The organism is Ruegeria sp. HKCCD6157 (assembly GCF_013110685.1).
Taxonomy (GTDB): Bacteria; Pseudomonadota; Alphaproteobacteria; order Rhodobacterales; family Rhodobacteraceae; genus Ruegeria.
In genome coordinates this window covers 1,513,057-1,531,815 of the sequence record NZ_WVRB01000001.1, presented here as the reverse complement: position 1 = coordinate 1,531,815, position 18,759 = coordinate 1,513,057, and the positions used below count along the sequence as shown (strand labels likewise).

General features: G+C 57.8%; 18 protein-coding genes. 17 read left to right on the top strand and 1 reads right to left on the bottom strand.

All coding sequences use genetic code 11. The features are described 5' to 3' along the window. The first annotated feature begins 3 nt into the window (after window positions 1-3). The 13 genes from GS612_RS07330 (at window position 4) to GS612_RS07275 (ending at window position 11,830) form a co-directional block, all read left to right on the top strand. Complete coding sequence (locus tag GS612_RS07330; RefSeq protein WP_171116012.1) at window positions 4-735, top strand: isoprenyl transferase; 732 nt, start codon at window positions 4-6, stop codon at window positions 733-735. Next, window positions 732-1,514 (top strand): phosphatidate cytidylyltransferase, encoded by a 783-nt coding sequence (locus GS612_RS07325; protein ID WP_171639532.1) that lies wholly within the window; start codon window positions 732-734, stop codon window positions 1,512-1,514. Before GS612_RS07330 ends, GS612_RS07325 begins: the two co-directional genes overlap by 4 nt. Beyond that, window positions 1,514-2,686 (top strand): 1-deoxy-D-xylulose-5-phosphate reductoisomerase, encoded by a 1,173-nt coding sequence (gene dxr / locus GS612_RS07320; protein WP_171639531.1) that lies wholly within the window; start codon window positions 1,514-1,516, stop codon window positions 2,684-2,686. The genes GS612_RS07325 and dxr overlap by 1 nt, the downstream gene beginning before the upstream one ends. A 4-nt stretch (window positions 2,687-2,690) precedes the next feature. After that, window positions 2,691-4,043, top strand: coding sequence for an RIP metalloprotease RseP (gene rseP / locus GS612_RS07315; RefSeq protein WP_171639530.1), 1,353 nt, complete (start codon window positions 2,691-2,693; stop codon window positions 4,041-4,043). A gap of 78 nt (window positions 4,044-4,121) precedes the next feature. Next, complete coding sequence (locus tag GS612_RS20635) at window positions 4,122-4,250, top strand: hypothetical protein (RefSeq protein WP_256367745.1); 129 nt, start codon at window positions 4,122-4,124, stop codon at window positions 4,248-4,250. Between the two features lie 235 nt (window positions 4,251-4,485). Further along, window positions 4,486-6,738 carry an outer membrane protein assembly factor BamA gene (gene bamA / locus GS612_RS07310; RefSeq protein WP_371809316.1) on the top strand — a complete coding sequence of 751 codons (2,253 nt, stop codon included), beginning with the start codon at window positions 4,486-4,488 and terminating at the stop codon, window positions 6,736-6,738. Window positions 6,739-6,744: 6 nt separating this feature from the next. Then, window positions 6,745-7,323: an OmpH family outer membrane protein gene (locus GS612_RS07305; RefSeq protein ID WP_171639528.1), complete on the top strand. Its 579-nt coding sequence runs from the start codon at window positions 6,745-6,747 to the stop codon at window positions 7,321-7,323. 73 nt (window positions 7,324-7,396) lie between these two features. Then, window positions 7,397-7,870, top strand: coding sequence for a 3-hydroxyacyl-ACP dehydratase FabZ (gene fabZ / locus GS612_RS07300; RefSeq protein WP_117869011.1), 474 nt, complete (start codon window positions 7,397-7,399; stop codon window positions 7,868-7,870). After that, the gene (gene lpxA, locus GS612_RS07295; protein ID WP_171168239.1) at window positions 7,867-8,652 is read left to right on the top strand and encodes an acyl-ACP--UDP-N-acetylglucosamine O-acyltransferase; all 786 of its coding nucleotides are present in this window, start codon (window positions 7,867-7,869) and stop codon (window positions 8,650-8,652) included. Before fabZ ends, lpxA begins: the two co-directional genes overlap by 4 nt. Before the next feature lie 4 nt (window positions 8,653-8,656). After that, complete coding sequence (locus tag GS612_RS07290; protein WP_171639527.1) at window positions 8,657-9,451, top strand: LpxI family protein; 795 nt, start codon at window positions 8,657-8,659, stop codon at window positions 9,449-9,451. Continuing rightward, entirely contained in the window at window positions 9,451-10,617 is a 1,167-nt protein-coding gene (gene lpxB, locus GS612_RS07285; RefSeq protein WP_171639526.1) for a lipid-A-disaccharide synthase, read from the top strand. The genes GS612_RS07290 and lpxB overlap by 1 nt, the downstream gene beginning before the upstream one ends. Continuing rightward, complete coding sequence (locus GS612_RS07280) at window positions 10,610-11,185, top strand: hypothetical protein (protein WP_171639525.1); 576 nt, start codon at window positions 10,610-10,612, stop codon at window positions 11,183-11,185. Before lpxB ends, GS612_RS07280 begins: the two co-directional genes overlap by 8 nt. 99 nt (window positions 11,186-11,284) lie before the next feature. Continuing rightward, complete coding sequence (locus tag GS612_RS07275; protein WP_171639524.1) at window positions 11,285-11,830, top strand: carboxymuconolactone decarboxylase family protein; 546 nt, start codon at window positions 11,285-11,287, stop codon at window positions 11,828-11,830. On the opposite strand, the gene mnmA is transcribed toward GS612_RS07275, so the two are convergent. Continuing rightward, window positions 11,827-12,972: a tRNA 2-thiouridine(34) synthase MnmA gene (gene mnmA / locus GS612_RS07270; protein WP_152457934.1), complete on the bottom strand. Its 1,146-nt coding sequence runs from the start codon at window positions 12,970-12,972 to the stop codon at window positions 11,827-11,829. The genes GS612_RS07275 and mnmA overlap by 4 nt on opposite strands. A gap of 128 nt (window positions 12,973-13,100) precedes the next feature. Here mnmA and GS612_RS07265 point away from each other — a divergent pair, with 128 nt between their 5' ends. The 4 genes from GS612_RS07265 (at window position 13,101) to recG (ending at window position 18,660) form a co-directional block, all read left to right on the top strand. Beyond that, window positions 13,101-13,394, top strand: coding sequence for a DUF1153 domain-containing protein (locus GS612_RS07265; protein ID WP_171168228.1), 294 nt, complete (start codon window positions 13,101-13,103; stop codon window positions 13,392-13,394). 86 nt (window positions 13,395-13,480) lie between these two features. Further along, window positions 13,481-14,197 carry a response regulator transcription factor CtrA gene (gene ctrA, locus GS612_RS07260; protein WP_152457936.1) on the top strand — a complete coding sequence of 239 codons (717 nt, stop codon included), beginning with the start codon at window positions 13,481-13,483 and terminating at the stop codon, window positions 14,195-14,197. A 123-nt stretch (window positions 14,198-14,320) separates the two neighbouring features. Next, on the top strand, window positions 14,321-16,573 hold the full coding sequence (gene ligA / locus GS612_RS07255) for an NAD-dependent DNA ligase LigA (RefSeq protein WP_171639523.1): 2,253 nt from the start codon (window positions 14,321-14,323) through the stop codon (window positions 16,571-16,573). Beyond that, complete coding sequence (gene recG / locus GS612_RS07250; protein WP_171639522.1) at window positions 16,570-18,660, top strand: ATP-dependent DNA helicase RecG; 2,091 nt, start codon at window positions 16,570-16,572, stop codon at window positions 18,658-18,660. Before ligA ends, recG begins: the two co-directional genes overlap by 4 nt. Window positions 18,661-18,759 lie beyond the last annotated feature (99 nt).

Sequence of the window (18,759 nt, the reverse complement as noted above, 5' to 3'; positions counted from 1 at the left end):
CTGATGCCAAAAGACCCGCAAACCGAGCTGGAGTCTGGCCCGCGCCATGTGGCCATCATCATGGATGGCAATGGTCGTTGGGCGCAGGCGCGCGGCCGTCCCCGGCTGTTCGGCCACCATGCCGGTGCGCGGCGCGTGCGCGAGGTTGTCGAGGCCTGCCCAGGTTTGGGGATCAAGTACCTGACAGTGTTCGCTTTTTCGACCGAAAACTGGAAGCGGACCCAGGTCGAGGTGGCCGGCCTGATGAACCTGTTCCGCCGCTATATCATCAAGGAAACCCGGACACTTGCGGATAATGGCATCCGCGTTCGGTTCATCGGAGATCGAGTCCGGCTGGATTCCAAGTTGATCGAGTTGATGGACTCGCTGGAAGAAGAAACCAAGAACAACGATCTGGTTCATTTGACCGTCGCGCTGAATTACGGTGGGCGCGACGAAGTAGCACGCGCTACCAAGCGTCTGGCGCGGGATGTGGCTGAAGGGCGGTTGAAACCCGAAGAGGTGGATGAAGAAACTCTTCCTAAGTATCTGGATACGCGAGTTCTTCCTGATCCCGACCTTGTTATTCGAACCAGCGGTGAAGCGCGAATTTCAAACTTTCTTCTTTGGCAATCGGCTTACTCGGAATATGAATTCATCGACACCCTCTGGCCGGACTTCACTGCTGCTGAACTGGCCCGTCTGTGCCAGAATTACGGCACCAGAGATCGGCGGTTTGGAGCGGTTCTGGCATGAGAGACGGCCGATGGTCTGACCTTACAACACGGGTTCTTTCTGCTGCGGTTCTGGTCGTGATCGGATCAATCGAAGTCTGGCTTGGCGGGTGGTGGTTCGAAACCTTCATTGCCGCAGCCTGTGGTCTGATGACGTGGGAATTGGTTCGAATGATCGACCCGCAAGCCCGCGGCGTGGCCGTTCAATTGGGGATTCTGACAAGTATCACCGTGGTTCTCAGCTATCATCTCCCGCCAATTTACACTTTGCCGGTCGTGCTTGCGCCAGCGCTTGTGGGAGTGGGGCAGATCAGTCGTTCGAAGGTTCTGTTCGGGATGTTCGTGGTCTGGATCGTCGGGGCCGGGCTGGGTTTCATTTCGATCCGCGAAAATTCCGGTTTTGGCTGGATGGTTTGGCTGATTGCTGTCGTGGTCGCCACGGACGTCGCGGGCTATTTCGTGGGCAAGGCGGTCGGCGGCCCGAAATTCTGGCCCAAAGTCAGCCCGAAGAAGACGTGGTCGGGAACCGCCGGCGGGTGGGCCGCCGCGGCATTTGTCGGCGCGGTTTTTGCAAGCCTGGCCGGCTTTGGATTCGCTTTTGTCGTTGTTTCCGTTTTGGCTTCAATGGCAAGTCAGGCCGGTGATATTGTCGAAAGCGCGGTCAAGCGCAAGTTCGGTGTCAAAGACAGTTCGAACCTGATACCGGGCCATGGCGGCTTTCTGGATCGGTTCGATGGCATGATGGGGGCCGCGCTGTTCGTTCTGATCGCGGGGCTGATCTATTCGCCGGGTGAAATGTAATGCGAAAGGTATCTGTTTTTGGAGCCACCGGGTCGATCGGGCAGAACACGATTGATCTGATTTCGCGCGCACCGTCCGAGTATGACGTCGTGGCCTTGACCGGTGGTGCCAATATTCAAAGGCTTGCGGATGACGCTCGTCGGCTCGGTGCCGATATTGCCGTCACCGCTCATGAAGACCGGCTTGATGACCTGCGTTCCGCTTTGGCCGGCAGTGACGTCGAGGCGGCTGCGGGCCCGCGCGCCATCGTCGAGGCTGCGGCACGTCCGGCGGATTGGATCATGTCGGCCATTGTCGGCTCGGCCGGGTTGGCGCCGGGCATCGAGGCGTTGAAACAGGGCACAACCCTTGCACTGGCAAACAAAGAGACATTGGTCTGCGCAGGATCATTGGTTCTGGAAACGGCCAAACAGCATGGCGCGCGATTGCTGCCGGTCGACAGCGAACACTCGGCGGTGTTTCAGGCTTTGGTCGGTGAAGACGTCGAAACAGTCGAGCGTGTGATCATCACCGCCAGCGGCGGGGCGTTCCGAGATTGGCCCCTGAGAGAACTGGTGAACGCGACTGTTGAACAAGCCTCCAGCCATCCGAATTGGGATATGGGGCAGCGTATCACCATCGACAGCGCATCGATGTTCAACAAAGCGTTGGAAGTCATCGAAACAAAAGAATATTTCGGTGTCGAACCGGATCAGATCGAAGTGCTGGTGCATCCGGAATCCATAGTACACGCCCTGGTTGGCTATCGTGATGGTGCGATGATGGCCCATATGGGGGCACCCGATATGCGCCACGCCATCGGTTACGCGCTGCATTGGCCCGAAAGACGGGAATTGCCGATACAGCGCCTTGATTTGGCCAAGCTGGGGCAGTTGCGTTTCAACGCGCCGGATCTGGCACGTTATCCGGCATTGAAACTGGCCCGGGACGTGATGGCGCGTGGCGGCCTGGCGGGCGCTGTTTTCAACGCCGCGAAGGAACGTGCGCTGGATCATTTCATCGCACGCCGGACCGGATTTCTGGATATGGCTGATGCCGTCGCCGCGGTTCTCGACAGGTTCGACGCGTCAGACAGCCTTATTGATGCCCCGATGACCCTTGATAACGTACAGCAAACAGACCATCTGGCACGTCAGTGGGTCGATGACGCTGTGGTGGAACGAGCAGGATAGAATTTTGGACGTACTTTCCCTAATCCCGCAATTTGGCAATCTTCTCTGGACGATTGTCGCGTTTGTCATCGCATTGTCGGTCATCGTCGCGGTGCACGAATACGGCCACTACATTGTGGGGCGTTGGTCCGGTATCCATGCCGAGGTCTTCTCGATCGGGTTTGGCCCGGTTCTCTGGAGCCGTGTCGACAAACGGGGGACCAGATGGCAGATCGCGTTGCTGCCTTTTGGGGGGTATGTGAAGTTCCTGGGCGATGCCAATGCAGCATCGGGCAAGGATGAAAAGGCGATGGAAGGCATCGCTACCCAAAGCCCGGAAGAGCTGCGCCGCACCATGCACGGTGCCCCTTTGTGGGCACGGGCCGCAACGGTCGCGGCCGGACCTGTCTTCAACTTCGTCATGTCCATTCTGGTGTTTGGCCTGATTTTCTGGTCACAGGGCGTATCAAAAGAGCCGCTTACAGTCGGATCGTTGCAACCCTTGCCGGGCACTGTGCAGGAACTGAGAGAAGGTGATGTGATCACGGCCATCGCTGGTATCCCGACACCTGACTATGATGAAGAGGGCGCCTGGCAGGACTTTATCGAGGCGCTGCCTGTGGAACCGGTTCTGGACTACACGGTGATCCGGGACGGTGAAACCCTGGATGTACAAGCTCCATGGATGTTTCCACCCCTGATCCGCCAAGTGGCCCCACGCAGCGCGGCGATGGATATTCAGCTGAAACAAGGCGATGTCATCACGGCGGTGAACGGGGAACCGATCTTTGCCTTCGAGCAGCTGAAGGATTTTGTCGAAGGGTCCGATGGCCGGGTTCTGCTGTTGGACGTCTGGCGGGATGGGTCCGAGCTGGAATTCGCATTGGCCCCGCGACGCACGGATGAACCTCAGCCGGATGGCGGTTTCGTCACCCATTGGCGGATTGGGATCATCGGGGGCATGATGCTGGAGCCGGCAACTGAACCGGCTGGTATTCTGGATTCACTGACCGGCGGTGTCAGACAGACGGGCCGCATTATCGAAGGGTCGCTGTCGGGTATTTGGCACATGGTGACAGGGGCAATCAGCACCTGCAACATCTCGGGGCCGATCGGAATCGCCGAAACCTCGGGGGCAATGGCCAGTCAGGGGGCGCAGAACTTCATTTTCTTCATCGCGGTTCTGTCGACGGCGGTCGGATTGCTGAACCTGTTTCCGATCCCGGCATTGGATGGTGGGCATCTCGTGTTCTACGCCTATGAAGCCATTGCAGGGAAACCACCCAGTGATGGGGCCTTGCGGGTGCTCATGGGGGTAGGGATCACCTTAATTCTCACCCTCATGCTGTTTTCAGTGAGCAACGATTTGTTCTGCTAATTGTGGCGCGTGGCGCAAGATTGGGCCGCAATATTGCCTCATTTTGACGTTATGGTTTTTGCGTCTGAGGGAAAAGCCATGACCAAAACGCTGAAAAAATCGTATCAGAGCTTTAGCTTCCTGTTCGTGCTGAATTGGGATATTCTGCTGAGCTTTGCGGTTACGGCGTTGGCCATGGCAGGTGCCGCTTATCTGGCGGCCATGTGATTCTTACCGAAATTAACGTCGTCAATTTGAATGGCAGTCTTCGCGGCTGCTTCTATTTCGCCTTTTGACAAGCTCATTCAATCCCGCTACTCAGCATTAAAGTCTTAAATTCTGGGTAGAGCATAAAATGACTGACAGGCGAGGGGCGGGCACATCCTGCGGGCAGCAAATGCCAACAAACAATATTTTGTGGCAGGCGCTAGCGGTTCTTTTCCTTTTTGTTGCTGCAAGCTTAATGACTTTTCCGCATGCAGCACTGGCGCAAAATTTCACGATCAATTCGTTTGACGTTGAGGGCAATCGCCGGATTGAAACCGGTACGATCATCGCCCGAACGGGAATCGAACCTGGCCAGACCGTAACTGCCGGCCAGCTCAATGATGCCTATCAGCGTTTGCTTGACAGTGGTGTATTTGAAACAGTTGAGCTGACGCCGCGGGGGTCTACGCTGGTCATCACGGTTCAGGAATATCCGACGATCAATCAGATCAGCATCGAGGGTAACGCCCGTGTCAAAGACGACGTGTTGTTGGACGTTATCGAATCTCAGCCGCGCCGCGTCTTTACCCCGCAGTTGGCCGAGTCTGACGCCGACATGATTGCTGAAGTGTATTCAGCCCAAGGCCGAGTTGCCGCGACCGTAATCCCTCGGATTATCCGCCGTAGCGACAACCGAGTTGATCTGGTTTTTGAAGTGGCAGAAGGCACGACCATTGAAGTGGAACGTGTCAGCTTTGTTGGCAACCGTGCCTTTTCGGACCGTCGTTTGCGCCGTGTTCTGGAAACCAAGCAGGCAACCTTCCTGCGGACGTTCTTCCGGAACGACACTTTCATCGGCGATCGTATCGAGTTCGACAAGCAAGTCATTCGGGATTTCTACCTTTCACGAGGCTATGTCGACTTCCGCGTGAACAGCGCCAACGTCGAGTTTACCCGTGAAAGGGATGCTTTTTTCCTGGTGATGAATGTAACCGAGGGTCAAAAATTCTCGTTCGGTAAAATCACGACCGTCAGCGAAATTCCGGGCGTCGATCCGGCACCTTATCAGGACGCGCTGAAGATCAAACCCGGCGTGACATATACGCCGACGCTTGTTGAAAACTCGATTACAAGACAAGAGCGACTGGGCCTGAAGCAAGGCGTGGATTTCCTTCGGGTGGAACCACGTGTTACGCGCAATGACCGCGATCTGACTTTGGATGTCGAATTTGTTCTGACAAAAGGTCCTCGGATCTTTGTCGAGCGGATCGATATTGAAGGCAACACAACCACCCTGGACCGAGTGATCCGCCGGCAGTTTGACACTGTCGAAGGCGACCCGTTCAATCCACGCGAAATCCGTCAGGCTGCGGAGCGTATCAATGCCTTGGGCTTCTTTGCTGTCGCCGAAGTCGAACCACGCGAGGGATCGTCGCCTAGCCAGGTCATTCTGGATGTAGACGTTGAAGAACAACCCACCGGCTCGCTGAGCCTTGGAGGCAGCTACTCGGTTACGGACGGTTTCGGGATTGCAATTGGTCTAAACGAATCCAACTTCCTGGGCCGTGGCCAGAACCTTGGTGTCTCGATCTCCACCGCGCAGGACTCGGAACAATATACGCTCAGCTTTACAGAGCCCTATCTGCTGGGCCGCAAGCTGCGCTTTGATCTTGGTCTGGGGCTGTCGGCTACCAATTCCGGGTTTGCAAGCTACGACACAAGCAGTCTTTTCTTTGCACCTCAACTGACCTACGCGATTGGTGAATTGTCGGCTCTGCGGGTTCGCTATGGCTGGGACCGCAGCGAGATGACGCAGCAGGACAACGAAGTTAACGGTGCGGTGATTTCTTCTGAAATTGCGCAGGGCAAACGGACGTCCAGTTCCTTGGGACTGTCCTACATTTATGACAGCCGTCTCGGCGGTCTGGACCCCAATACCGGCGTTCTGTTCGAGGTTGGCGTTGATGCTGCTGGGCTTGGTGGGGACAACAAATACTTCAAGACCACGGCGCGTGGTATCGCGCAAACCCGGGTTTGGAACGAAGAGGTGGTGCTTCGGGCAACGATGGAACTGGGCGCTCTGCACTGGCGCGGAAACGATTTCAGCCGTACCGTTGACCGGTTTGTGCTGGGCCCCAATACTTTCCGGGGTTTCGAACCTGCGGGTATCGGACCGCGTGACCTGTCCAACGGTCAGGATGACGCGATCGGGGGCAACTACTACTGGGTTGCCCGTTTCGAAACTGACTTCCCGCTGGGTCTTCCCGAGGAACTCGGTCTGCGCGGTGGCTTGTTCTATGATGTTGGCAACCTCTACAACATCGACAACGTCAATACGGCAGGCGCAACTATTGTCGGTGCAAACGGATCGATCCGGCACGTGATCGGGATTTCGGTGCTCTGGGAAACTCCATTCGGGCCTTTGCAGTTCAACTTTTCGCAGCCTCTCAAGAAAGAATCTTTCGACAAGGAGCAGAACTTTGACTTCACGATCCAGGCCCGGTTCTGATCCGCGATGCTGAACAGATTGCTTGGCAGAGCACGGGGCCCGCTTTGGGCCCTGTGTGCATTTGTGACGATGGTCTCGGCGCCTTTGGCAAATGCACAGCAGCTTGGTGTGCCACAAGCCAGTGTTGTCACCCTGTCCAGTGAAGAGCTGTTTGCCAAGTCTGCCTTTGGACAGCGCGTTTTTCGCGAAATTGAAAAGGAAAGCGCCCTACTGGCCGAAGAAAACCAACGGATTGTCGCGGAACTGAGCCGCGAAGAAAAAGAACTCACCAAGCAGCGCGCCACCATGTCGGCCGACGAGTTCCGCCCCCTGGCCGAGGCGTTTGATCTCAAGGTTCAGTCCCATCGCGAGGGGCAAAGGGCAAAGCTGGACGTTCTGGCCCGTCGCAGCGAAGAAGCCCAGCAGACCTTTTCCGAGATTGTGCGCCCGGTGCTTGTCGATCTGTTGCGCGAAATTGGGGCCAGCGTGATGATCGAGCGATCCAATGTCGTCGTCAGCACGTCCGACATCACCGAAGCCGCAATCATCCGAATAAACGCTGCGATAGGTGACGGAAGCGATTTGCAAGAGGGGCAGGGCGAATAGGTTCGCTTGCCCTTGCATTGCTGTATTGCTAACCACGCAAAAAAAGAAACATCCAAAACGGGATATCTGCATCATGAGCACTGAAACCAAAAGCGCAGACATTCAGCTGATCCAGAGGATCCTGCCGCACCGCTATCCGTTTTTGCTGGTCGACAAGGTGGTAGATATCTCGGGCTATCAGTCGGCGCGTGGAATCAAAAACGTCACCATGAACGAACCGCATTTTCAGGGGCATTTCCCCGGTACGCCTATCATGCCGGGTGTCACGATTGTCGAGGCAATGGCGCAGACCGCCGGTGTGATGCTGGGTGTGGGAATGGACGTCATCGACACCGAACTGTTGATTTACTTCATGAGCATCGACAAGTGCAAATTCCGCCGCAAGGTCGTGCCCGGTGATGTGCTGGAAATGCATGTGGAAACCGTGCGTGGGAAAAAAGGCGGAAAGCTGTTCAAATTCAGCGGCCGCGCAACTGTCGAAGGCGACGTTGCCGCCGAGGCGGAATTCTCGGCCTATGTCGACTGGGATATGGAAAAAACAACATGAACGGAGTCCATCCCAGCGCAATTATTGAAGATGGTGCGCAGATTGGACAGGATTGTATCATCGGTCCCTTCTGCCACGTGGGCCCACAGGTGAAACTGGGCGATAGGGTCGAGTTGAAATCGCATGTGGTCGTGACGGGCGACACCTCTATCGGCGACGATACCGTTGTGTTCAATTTCTCGGTGATTGGTGAGATCCCTCAGGATCTGAAATTCAGCGGTGAAAACACCCGGCTTGAGATTGGCAAACGCAACCGCATTCGCGAGCATGTTACAATCAATACCGGTACGGAAGGTGGCGGAGGGGTCACGCGGATCGGTGACGACTGCTTGTTGATGGCGGGTGTTCACGTGGCCCATGACGTTCAGATCGGCAACCGTGTGATCATGGTGAACCATGCCGGCGCGGCGGGGCATTGCATCGTCGAAGACGACGTGATCGTCGGTGGCATTTCGGGGTTGCATCAATGGGTGCGCGTTGGACGCGGGGCCATTATTGGCGCGCTGACCATGGTGCCGAAAGATGTTATTCCTTACGGTCTGGTACAGGCGTCGAGGGGTGAGCTGGATGGCCTAAACCTCGTCGGTCTCAAGCGCAAGGGTGTATCGCGTGAAGATATCTCGGCGCTGCGCGCGGCCTTCAAGGAATTGTCCGACGGCGAAGGCACCTTTATGGATCGCGCCAGCCGGATCGGTGAAGGCAACGAAAGCGACTATGTGCAGCAGATCGTGGATTTCGTCACCGGCCACAGTGACCGATCCTTCCTGACCCCGAGGAAATAGGGTCATGCTTGCGTTGATTGCGGGAACCGGGGCGCTGCCGACCGAAGTTGTTGCGCAGTTGACAGAACGCCCTTTGATCTGCGCGATGGAGGGGTTTCTGCCGGACACCCTGAGCGCGGATGTCGTATTTCCTCTGGAACAGCTGGGCAGTTTCATTGCTGACCTGAAGGCGCAGGGCGTGACCGATATCTGTCTGGCCGGCGCTGTTCGGCGCCCGCCAATCGACCCCTCGCGGATCGACGCCGCGACGCTGCCATTGGTTCCGATCATCCAAAAGGCCATCCTGTCCGGGGATGACGGAGCTTTGCGCGCCGTGATCGGAATTCTTGAAGGGGCCGGTCTCACCCTCAGGGCCGCGCATGAGATCGCGCCCGGTTTGTTGCCGCCTGTGGGATGTCTGACCGAGGCCCAGCCCTCGGACGCCGACATGGCAGACGCTGACCGCGCCGCCGGGATTCTTCGGGCAATGGGGGCGGCGGATACCGGGCAGGCCTGTGCCGTGTCAAAAGGGCAGGCGCTGGCCATCGAGGGGGTGTTCGGCACCGCGTGGATGCTGCAATCTCTGACCCAACGCCCCGACGCTGGCGGCGGCATTCTATTCAAAGGTCCCAAACCCGATCAGGATCGGCGCGCCGATTTGCCCGCCATCGGGCCGGAAACCGTTACCGACACGGTTGCGGCAGGTTTGTCCGGGATCGTTTTGGAAAAAGACGGTGTGCTGGTTCTGGAAAAAGAGCGCGTCATCGCTGAATGCAACCGTCTGGGTCTGTTTCTCTATATCCGCGAGCGGTCGGTCTGATGCGTGTCTTTCTGGTCGCCGGTGAACCTTCGGGCGACCGGTTGGGCGGCGCGCTGATGGAGGGGTTGAAAACCCTGGTGCCCGAGGTTGAATTCGACGGTGTGGGAGGCCAGCTGATGCAAGCGCAGGGTCTGCGCAGCCGGTTCCCGATGTCCGAACTTTCGGTCATGGGGCTTGTCGAAGTGCTGCCGAAGTTTTTCCACCTGAAACGGCGGATATCCGAGACGGCACAGGCGGTGCTGGACACGAAACCGGATGTTCTAATCACCATAGACAGCCCGGATTTCAGCTTGCGCGTCGCCAAAATCGTAAAAGCCAACAGCAACATCCGAACCGTGCATTATGTTGCCCCCAGCGTCTGGGCCTGGCGCCCCGGGCGTGCAGACAAGATGGCAAAGGTCATCGACCATGTGCTGGCGCTTCTTCCTTTTGAACCTCCGTACATGGAGCGGGCAGGGATGGAATGCGACTTTGTCGGCCATCCTGTGGTTGGCGAACCGATTGCCACGCCTGACGAGATCGCCGCCTTCCGCCACCGCTTTGATCTGGGCAATGCGCCGATCCTGTTGGCCTTGCCAGGGTCTCGGCGGGGTGAGATTGAACGTCTGGCAGAGTCTTTCGGCGGCGCGTTGCGGTTGTTTGTCGATGACCACCCGAATTACCGCGTGGTGATCCCGACCGTAGGTGCGACAACCGATCTGATAAACGACCTGGTGCCAGAATGGCCTGGCGCGCCCGTGGTGCTGGACCCGCGCCAGGTGGGGGCAGAGCAAGCCATGGCCGACAAACGAGCGGCTTTTGGCGCCGCAGATCTTGCGCTTGCTGCTTCGGGAACGGTTTCGCTGGAACTTGCGGCGCAGAATACGCCGATGGTCATTGCATACAAACTCAACTGGCTGACGCAGAAAATGGCGGAACGGATGGTCAAGCTGGACACCGTTACACTGGTCAATCTGGTTTCGGAAACACGCGCCGTGCCGGAATGCCTGCTGGATGACTGTCAGCCTCAAAAAATCGCCGAAGCCTTGCGAAAGGTCGCCGACGCACCCGATGCGCAACAGCATGCCATGAACCTAACCATGGACAGGTTGGGGCGTGGGGGCGAAGCACCCGGCTTGCGCGCGGCGCGGGCGGTTTTGAACAGAATGCAGCCAAGCAATGCTTGATCACGCGCTGTTTGCAGTCTCTGCGGGGATCGCGATGATCTCTACCAATCTGGACAATCTGGCTGTTTTGTTGGGCTTGATTCTGGTGATGGAACAGCGCCGTGCGATCGTGGGCTTTGCCGTCGCTCAGACGATCGTACTTTCCCTGGCCATGACCGTGGCCGTGGGCCTGAACCAGAGCGGCCTTCCGTTTTGGATCGGCTATCTTGGCCTTGTCCCACTGGTGTTTGGCTTGCGCGGAATCTGGCATCAGTTTCGTGAGGCGGACACCGAAGGTACTGTGTCAAAAGGGGCGGTGACTTCGGTGGTGACGCTTTTCCTGAGCCTCTCGATAGACAGTTTTGCGGTAATGACCCCTCTGCTTGCGGATTCGGCGCCGTCCTATCGGGTTGTTGCGTTGATCGGTGCCGCCAGCGCGGCCGCCTTGCTGGTTGTTGTTGCGGCATGGGGGGCACCCCACGCCAGAAGCCTTGGCCCACGCGTTGCCCGGCTAGATCGGATTGCGCCCTATATCATGGTCTGCGTCGGGCTTTATATTCTCTTCAATTCTCCAACCGATATGTTGTGACCCGGCGAAGAGAGCGCTTCGTCTCGCATATGTGACCTGCAAGGTCTGTTGCTGGGGCGCAGGTCCAAGGTATCGTGACCCAGAAAAGGAGCTTTCGACATGACCCGCATCCCCCCTTTGTCGGATCAGGAAATGACGGCCGACGCGCGCGCGTCCCACGCTGCATTGGGCGCCTATGGACCATTTGACAACTGGGCCCGCGTCGCAGCGTATTGCCCTCCGGTTCTGAACCACGTCACGGGAATGCTGACGACCCTGCGAGAGCAGGAGAACCTGCCGCGCCGTGCGTTGGAGCTGGCGATGGTGACGGTTTCAAAACTGAATGCCTGCGATTATTGCGTCTCGCATCACACACCGCTGCTGACCGTGGCGGGGCTGAGCCCCGAAGGGGCGGCGCGTCTGCCGGACGTCGAGGATCATCCGGAACTGGATGCCTGTGACAAAGCGGTCGTGCGCTATGCCGAAGCCGTGACGATCCGGTCGGGCCGTATGAGGGATGCCGAAGTGGCGGATCTGAGGGAATGGTTCACCGATGCCCAGATCGTCGAGCTGACCTGGCGCATCGCCTTGTGCAGTGCGTTCAATCGGTTCAACGATGCATTGCAGATTCAGATCGAACCCGAGGTCGAGCCGGTTTCAGCCTAATACCCACGCCAGATCCAGCCGCCGCCGAACACGCGGCTGCCTTCGTTTGCGTAAAATACGCAGGCCTGCCCGGGCGAGATGCCTTCCTCGGGGGTCAGCAGTTCGACCTCGGCCGTGGTGTCCGACAGCGGCCGAATGATTGCCTCGCGCGGCGGGCGGGTCGAGCGGACTTTGACGGAAAGATGCCATTCATCGCGTGACGAAAAGGGTTCATCGCCCAGCCAGTTGATCTCGCGCACCGGAACGACGCGCGTTGCCAGCATCTCTTTCGGGCCGACAACGACCTGCTTTTTGTCGACGTCCAGTTTGACGACGTAAAGCGGCTCGCTAAGGCCGCCGATGCCAAGACCGCGACGTTGCCCGATCGTATAGTGGATCACGCCGTTGTGCTGCGCCAGTACGCGGCCATCGGCGTGAACGATCTCGCCGGGTTCCGCGGCTCCGGGGCGCAGCTTTTCGATGACGCTGGCATAGTTGCCGTCGGGCACGAAGCAGATATCCTGACTGTCGGGCTTGTCCGCCACCGACAGCCCATACTGCGCCGCCATCTCACGGGTTGCGTCTTTTGACGGCAGGTGGCCCAGCGGGAAGCGCAGAAAATTCAGTTGCTCTGGCGTGGTCGAGAACAGGAAATAGGACTGATCGCGATTGGCGTCTTCGGCGCTGTGCAGTTCCGGTCCGTTGGCGCCCATCTTGCGCTGAATGTAATGGCCGGTGGCCATGCAGTCTGCCTCGAGATCCTTGGCGGTTTCCAGAAGGTCCTTGAATTTCACGCGCTCGTTGCAGCGGATGCAGGGAACCGGCGTCGCGCCTGCCAGATAGCTGTCGGCAAACTCGTCGATCACGGCATCCTTGAAGATGTTCTCGTAATCCAGAACGTAATGTGGAAATCCCCGCTCTTCCGCCACGCGTCGCGCATCATGAATATCGATTCCAGCGCAACAGGCACCTTTCTTGGCCAATGCCGCGCCGTGGTCATATAGCTGCAAAGTCACACCGACCACATCATAGCCCTGATCGGCCAGATAGGCCGCGACAACGGAACTGTCGACGCCCCCCGACATCGCCACAACGACCCGCGTTTCCGAGGGTGGTTTGGCAAAGCCAAGCGAGTTCAGCGGGGTCTCGGTATCGAGGGCCATTGCAGATTCCAGTCCGGGTTAAGAAAGACCGGCAGAATATAGGAAAATTCTACACACTCTCAAGGGGCGGTTTCACGCGACTTTAAGTAGGCTGAGGGCAGCTTTGGTGCAGCAAGAAGGGTAAAGCGATGTATTTGCACAAAGTTGAAGGGCCAAGGTCTGTTGCTCTGCCGGATGGATCCATTTTGACGCATGCGGATTTGCCGCCCGCGAACACCAGGCGATGGGTGGCGTCACGCAAGATTCTTGTCGTGCGTGGGGTGCTTTACGGGCTGATCAGCCTGTCTGACGCAAAAAAGAAATACGGCCTGAGCGACGAAGAATTCAACGGTTGGGTTTCTTTGGTCGCGGAACACGGCGCCGAGGCGTTGAAGGCGACGGCGCTAAAAAAGTATCGACAACCTAAAGGAGAGCGTGAATAAATGATTCAACGGTAACGTCAGATTAACCATTCTTGGTCAGGTTTAATTTTAATTGGAATTATTGACCCGAATTGGAGCAGTGAAAAATGCGCATACTTCTAGTCGAGGATGATCCGACCACGTCCAAAAGCATCGAACTGATGCTGACGCATGCGAACCTGAACGTCTATGCGACGGATCTTGGCGAAGAAGGAATCGATCTGGCGAAACTCTATGACTACGACCTGATCTTGCTGGATTTGAACCTGCCGGACATGAACGGGCACGAGGTTCTGCGCCAGTTGCGGATCGCCAGGGTGGAAACGCCGATTCTGATTTTGTCCGGTGCTGATGATACCGAAAGCAAGATCAAGGGATTCGGCTTTGGTGCCGATGATTATCTGACCAAGCCCTTCCATCGCGAAGAACTGGTGGCACGCATCCATGCCATCATCCGCCGTTCCAAAGGGCATTCGCAATCGATCATTCATACAGGGCGAATTGCGGTGAACCTTGATGCAAAAACCGTGGAAGTGGATGGCAAGACGGTTCATTTGACCGGCAAAGAATACCAGATGCTCGAGCTGCTCAGCCTGCGCAAGGGGACGACTTTGACCAAGGAAATGTTTCTGAACCACCTGTATGGCGGCATGGATGAACCTGAACTGAAAATCATCGATGTGTTCATCTGCAAACTACGCAAAAAGCTCAGCAACGCGACCGGCGGAGAGAACTATATCGAAACCGTCTGGGGCCGTGGCTATGTGCTGCGAGATCCGCAAAGCAACACGCTGGACGAAACACGGATGGCAGTCGGGCTTTGAATTGAACCACCCGTGCCGCCGGTGGTCCAGGGCGGCACATTGCACTCACGGCTCAGCACGTCTGGACCTGGCCATGGCCTCGCCCTATCACTGAGGTCCAAGTACGCGTGACAGGGCGAGGCCATGAGCAACTTAATTTCCATATCCGAGCTGACGGAAGATGAGGCGCGTGCCGAGCTTGCACGTCTGGCCGAACTATTGTTGAAAGCAAACACGCTGTATCATACGGCTGATGCGCCTGACATGTCGGATGCCGACTATGACGCTCTCAAACGGCGCAATGCCGAGATAGAAGCGCGCTTCCCTCATCTCAAGCGTCCCGACAGCCCGACGGATCAAGTGGGTGCAAAGCCTGCTGATGGTTTTTCGAAAGTCACGCACGCCGTGCGCATGATGTCGCTGGGCAACGCTTTCGATGATGACGACGTGGCCGATTTCGATAGGTCGATCCGGAAATACCTGGGCCTTGGGGCTGGTGAAAGTCTGACCTACACCGCCGAACCCAAGATTGATGGCCTGTCGCTGTCATTGCGGTATGAAAACGGACAGCTTGCTCAGGCTGCCACGCGAGGAGATGGTGAAGTCGGTGAAAACGTAACGGCCAATGCCCGCACGGTATCCGATATCCCGCAGCACCTGAAAAACGCGCCAGAGGTTCTGGAAGTCAGGGGTGAGGTTTACATGTCTCACGCGGATTTCGAGGCGTTGAACGCGCGGCAGGCAGAGCGCGGCGGCAAACCCTTTGCCAATCCAAGAAACGCGGCGGCGGGGTCTTTGCGGCAACTGGATCCGGAAATCACGCGCTCGCGCCCGTTGCGTTTCTTTGCTTACGCCTGGGGAGAGGTTTCAGAGCCATTGTCCGACTCGCAGATGGGGGCGATCGAGCGGTTGAAATCACTTGGATTTTCGACGAACCCCCTGACCCGCCTGTGCAAAACGACGCCAGAGATGCTGGAGCATTACCGGGATATCGAAGCGCAACGTTCCACCTTGGGCTATGACATCGACGGGGTTGTATACAAGGTGAATGATCTGTCGCTTCAGGCGCGTTTGGGGTTCCGCTCAACCACGCCGCGATGGGCGATTGCTCACAAGTTCCCGGCCGAACTGGCCTGGACGAGGCTGGAGGCGATCGACATTCAGGTCGGTCGTACAGGCGCGCTTAGCCCGGTTGCCCGGTTGCATCCGGTGACGGTGGGCGGTGTTGTTGTGTCCAACGCCACATTGCACAACGAAGATTATATCGCGGGGCGCGATGCCAAGGGCGGCACGATCCGCGATGGCAAGGATATTCGTGTCGGCGATTGGGTTCAGGTATACCGCGCCGGGGATGTGATTCCGAAACTGTCAGATGTTGATCTGTCCAAGCGCCCGGCCGGTTCGCAACCCTTTGTCTTTCCGACGCGCTGTCCGGAATGTCAAAGCGAGGCGATCCGTGAAGAAGGTGATGCGGTCCGTCGCTGCACCGGTGGCTTGATCTGCCCCGCGCAGGCCGTTGAAAAGCTGAAACATTTCGTCTCGCGCAAGGCGTTTGACATAGAAGGCCTTGGCGCAAAACAGATCGAGATGTTCTATGATGATCCGATCCTTCCGATAAAGACTCCGGCGGATATCTTTACATTGGAGCAGCGTGACAGGGCCAATCTGGCACGGCTGAAAAACCGGGATGGGTGGGGGGAAACCTCGGCCAGAAACCTGTTTGCCGCGATCGACGAAAAGCGGACCATTCCGTTTGCGCGCCTGTTGTTCGCATTGGGCATTCGACATGTCGGCGAGGTCGGAGCGCGCGATCTGGCGCTGTTTTACCGCGATTGGGAGACCATGACGCAGGCCCTGGACACCGCCCGCCCTGCGGCTTTGGCGCAGCGGCAAGCGGATGAGGCCGAGGATGCCGAACGGGCGGCCGCGCTGGCAGAAGGTCGTCGGGCACGTGTCAAGGAAGTGCGGGATGCGGCCATAACCGCGGCGCGCGTTCCGCCGGATGCCAATGCCGCTTGGGCTGAGTTGATCGGAATAGACGGGATCGGCGCAACGCTGGGTCTGTCCCTGTCCGATGCGTTTTCGAACGTGGAAGAGAGGCGCGCGTTCGATACGTTGCGCAAGGAACTGACAATCGTCGCACCTGATGCGCCCGCCTCAGACAGCCCGGTGGCTGGCAAGACGGTTGTGTTCACTGGTACTTTGGAAAAGATGACCCGCGCCGAGGCAAAGGCACGGGCCGAAGCGTTGGGAGCGAAGGTTTCCGGTTCCGTCAGCAAGAAAACCGATATTCTGGTCGCCGGGCCCGGAGCGGGTTCGAAAGCCAGGAAAGCGGCAGAGCTGGGTATCGAAACCCTGGATGAGGATGGCTGGTTGCAGCTGATCGAAGGCGCATGAGCGGGAGGCCGGAACAGTTGTTCCCGCTGTTTGCGGGGCTTGAGACGCTCGAGGGCGTCGGCCCCAAGACCGCGCAGGTCTTGCAACAGGCCGGCATCGAGAGCCCACGCGACGTTCTGTTCGGCCTGCCTTATGCGGTCGTCGACCGACGACGGCGAGAGACGATTCAGGGCGTCGATCTGCCCGCGACATTGACGGTCGAAGTGACGGTCGGCCCGCACAGGCCGCCTCGAAACAAGGGTGGCGCATACCGCGTGCAAGTCGAAGACAGCCAGGCCGATTTTCAGTTGGTTTTCTTTCACGCGCGCGGGGACTATCTGAAAAAAGTGCTGCCTCAGGGCGCGCGCCGTTTGATCTCGGGCAAGCTGGAGCTGTTCGACGGCATGGCTCAGATGGTGCATCCGGATCATATGTTGCCGGTCGAGCAAGCCAGTGAAATTCCGGAGTTTGAACCGGTATACCATCTGACACAGGGGTTGACTCAAAAGACGGCGTTCAAGGCCACCCGCAGCGCATTGGCGCGGGCGCCAGAGCTGGCGGAATGGATCGACCCGGCGCAGATGGCACAGCAAAACTGGCCGGATTGGATCTCGGCAATTCGTGCCGGCCACAATCCTCAGGGGGCTGACGATGTCTCACCATTTGCGCCCGCGCGTCAGCGTCTGGCCTATGACGAACTGTTCGCCCATCAGATGACGCTGGCTCTGGCGCGTCAGCGAGAGCGGAAATCCCGTGGTGTCGTCAGCGTAGGGACGGGCGCGTTGCAATCCAGGGTGTTGGCCAGCCTTCCTTATCGTCCGACCAGCGCACAAAGCCGCGCGATCGAGGAAATCGCGGCCGATATGGCATCGGATTCCCGCATGAACCGATTGTTGCAGGGTGACGTGGGGGCCGGCAAGACATTGGTGGCCTTCATGGCCCTTCTGATTGCAGTCGAGGCCAAAGGGCAGGGCGTGATGATGGCCCCGACCGAGATACTCGCCCGCCAGCACCTGCAAGGGTTGCGACCGCTGGCGGAAGAGGCCGGAGTGGTGCTGGAGCTGCTCACCGGGCGCGACAAGGGCGCAGAGCGGCGCGCCAAGCTTGAGGCTTTGAAAAATGGCAATATCCAAATTCTGGTCGGCACCCATGCCGTGTTTCAGAGTGATGTTGAATTCAAAGCGCTGCGCTTGGCCATAGTTGATGAACAGCACCGGTTTGGCGTGCGCCAGAGGATGGAGTTGTCGGAAAAAGGGCAGGGTGCGGATGTTTTGGTGATGACCGCCACCCCGATTCCTCGCAGTCTGGCGCTGGCGCAATATGGCGACATGGATGTGTCGGTGCTGGACGAAAAGCCTCCGGGGCGCAAACCGATCAAGACAGCGATTGTCAGTACGCAGCGCATGGACGAGGTCGTGTCACATCTGCGTCGGGCGATTGATGAGGGGCGGCAATGCTATTGGGTCTGCCCCTTGGTCGATGAATCAGAGGTTTCAGACCTGACGGCAGCTGAAGAGCGGTTCAAACGCTTGCGTGCCATATTGGGCGAAGGTGTGGTCGGGCTGGTTCACGGGCAAATGCCGCCGTCGGAAAAAGACGCGGCAATGTCCGCATTCCAGAACGGGGACACCAAGGTTCTTGTGGCCACGACCGTCATAGAAGTGGGGGTCAATGTGCCCAATGCCACGATCATGGTCATCGAACGGGCCGAAATCTTTGGTCTGGCCCAACTGCATCAATTGCGCGGTCGTGTGGGCCGGGGTGACGCGGAATCGACATGTTTGTTGATGTATCAACCGCCACTCAGCGAGGGGGGGCGCAAAAGGCTGGAGGTCCTGCGTGAAACCGAAGACGGGTTCCGTATTTCGGAAACCGATCTTGAGATGCGCGGTGCCGGGGATCTGATCGGAACTGCACAGTCCGGTCTGCCAAAGTTTCGCATTGCGGATCTGGAGCGTCAGGCCGGTTTGATGGCCGTTGCCCAATCCGATGCCCGGGCATTGCTGAATGCGGATCCCAAGCTGACCTCGGACCGGGGGCGCGCGGCGCGCGTACTTTTGTGGCTGATGAAGCAGGATCAGGCAATCCGTTTGATTTCAGTGGGTTAGGCAAAAAGTTCCAGAAAGTTCACAAATGTTCTCAAAAAGTTCTTTACCGACTCGCGCAAATATGAGAACAAAAGGTCAACAAAGGATTAAAGCTCTGAC

Excerpts from the sequence above, each read along its gene's own strand:
- dxr (WP_171639531.1), top strand. The coding sequence starts at position 1,514 with ATGCGAAAGGTATCTGTTTTTGGAGCCACCGGGTCGATCGGGCAGAAC.
- lpxA (WP_171168239.1), top strand. The coding sequence starts at position 7,867 with ATGAACGGAGTCCATCCCAGCGCAATTATTGAAGATGGTGCGCAGATT.
- ligA (WP_171639523.1), top strand. The coding sequence starts at position 14,321 with ATGAGCAACTTAATTTCCATATCCGAGCTGACGGAAGATGAGGCGCGT.
- lpxB (WP_171639526.1), top strand. The coding sequence starts at position 9,451 with ATGCGTGTCTTTCTGGTCGCCGGTGAACCTTCGGGCGACCGGTTGGGC.
- bamA (WP_371809316.1), top strand. The coding sequence starts at position 4,486 with ATGACTTTTCCGCATGCAGCACTGGCGCAAAATTTCACGATCAATTCG.
- GS612_RS20635 (WP_256367745.1), top strand. The coding sequence starts at position 4,122 with ATGACCAAAACGCTGAAAAAATCGTATCAGAGCTTTAGCTTCCTGTTC.
- GS612_RS07305 (WP_171639528.1), top strand. The coding sequence starts at position 6,745 with ATGCTGAACAGATTGCTTGGCAGAGCACGGGGCCCGCTTTGGGCCCTG.
- recG (WP_171639522.1), top strand. The coding sequence starts at position 16,570 with ATGAGCGGGAGGCCGGAACAGTTGTTCCCGCTGTTTGCGGGGCTTGAG.
- fabZ (WP_117869011.1), top strand. The coding sequence starts at position 7,397 with ATGAGCACTGAAACCAAAAGCGCAGACATTCAGCTGATCCAGAGGATC.
- GS612_RS07330 (WP_171116012.1), top strand. The coding sequence starts at position 4 with ATGCCAAAAGACCCGCAAACCGAGCTGGAGTCTGGCCCGCGCCATGTG.
- ctrA (WP_152457936.1), top strand. The coding sequence starts at position 13,481 with ATGCGCATACTTCTAGTCGAGGATGATCCGACCACGTCCAAAAGCATC.
- GS612_RS07265 (WP_171168228.1), top strand. The coding sequence starts at position 13,101 with ATGTATTTGCACAAAGTTGAAGGGCCAAGGTCTGTTGCTCTGCCGGAT.
- mnmA (WP_152457934.1), bottom strand. The coding sequence starts at position 12,972 with ATGGCCCTCGATACCGAGACCCCGCTGAACTCGCTTGGCTTTGCCAAA.
- GS612_RS07325 (WP_171639532.1), top strand. The coding sequence starts at position 732 with ATGAGAGACGGCCGATGGTCTGACCTTACAACACGGGTTCTTTCTGCT.
- GS612_RS07280 (WP_171639525.1), top strand. The coding sequence starts at position 10,610 with ATGCTTGATCACGCGCTGTTTGCAGTCTCTGCGGGGATCGCGATGATC.
- GS612_RS07290 (WP_171639527.1), top strand. The coding sequence starts at position 8,657 with ATGCTTGCGTTGATTGCGGGAACCGGGGCGCTGCCGACCGAAGTTGTT.
- GS612_RS07275 (WP_171639524.1), top strand. The coding sequence starts at position 11,285 with ATGACCCGCATCCCCCCTTTGTCGGATCAGGAAATGACGGCCGACGCG.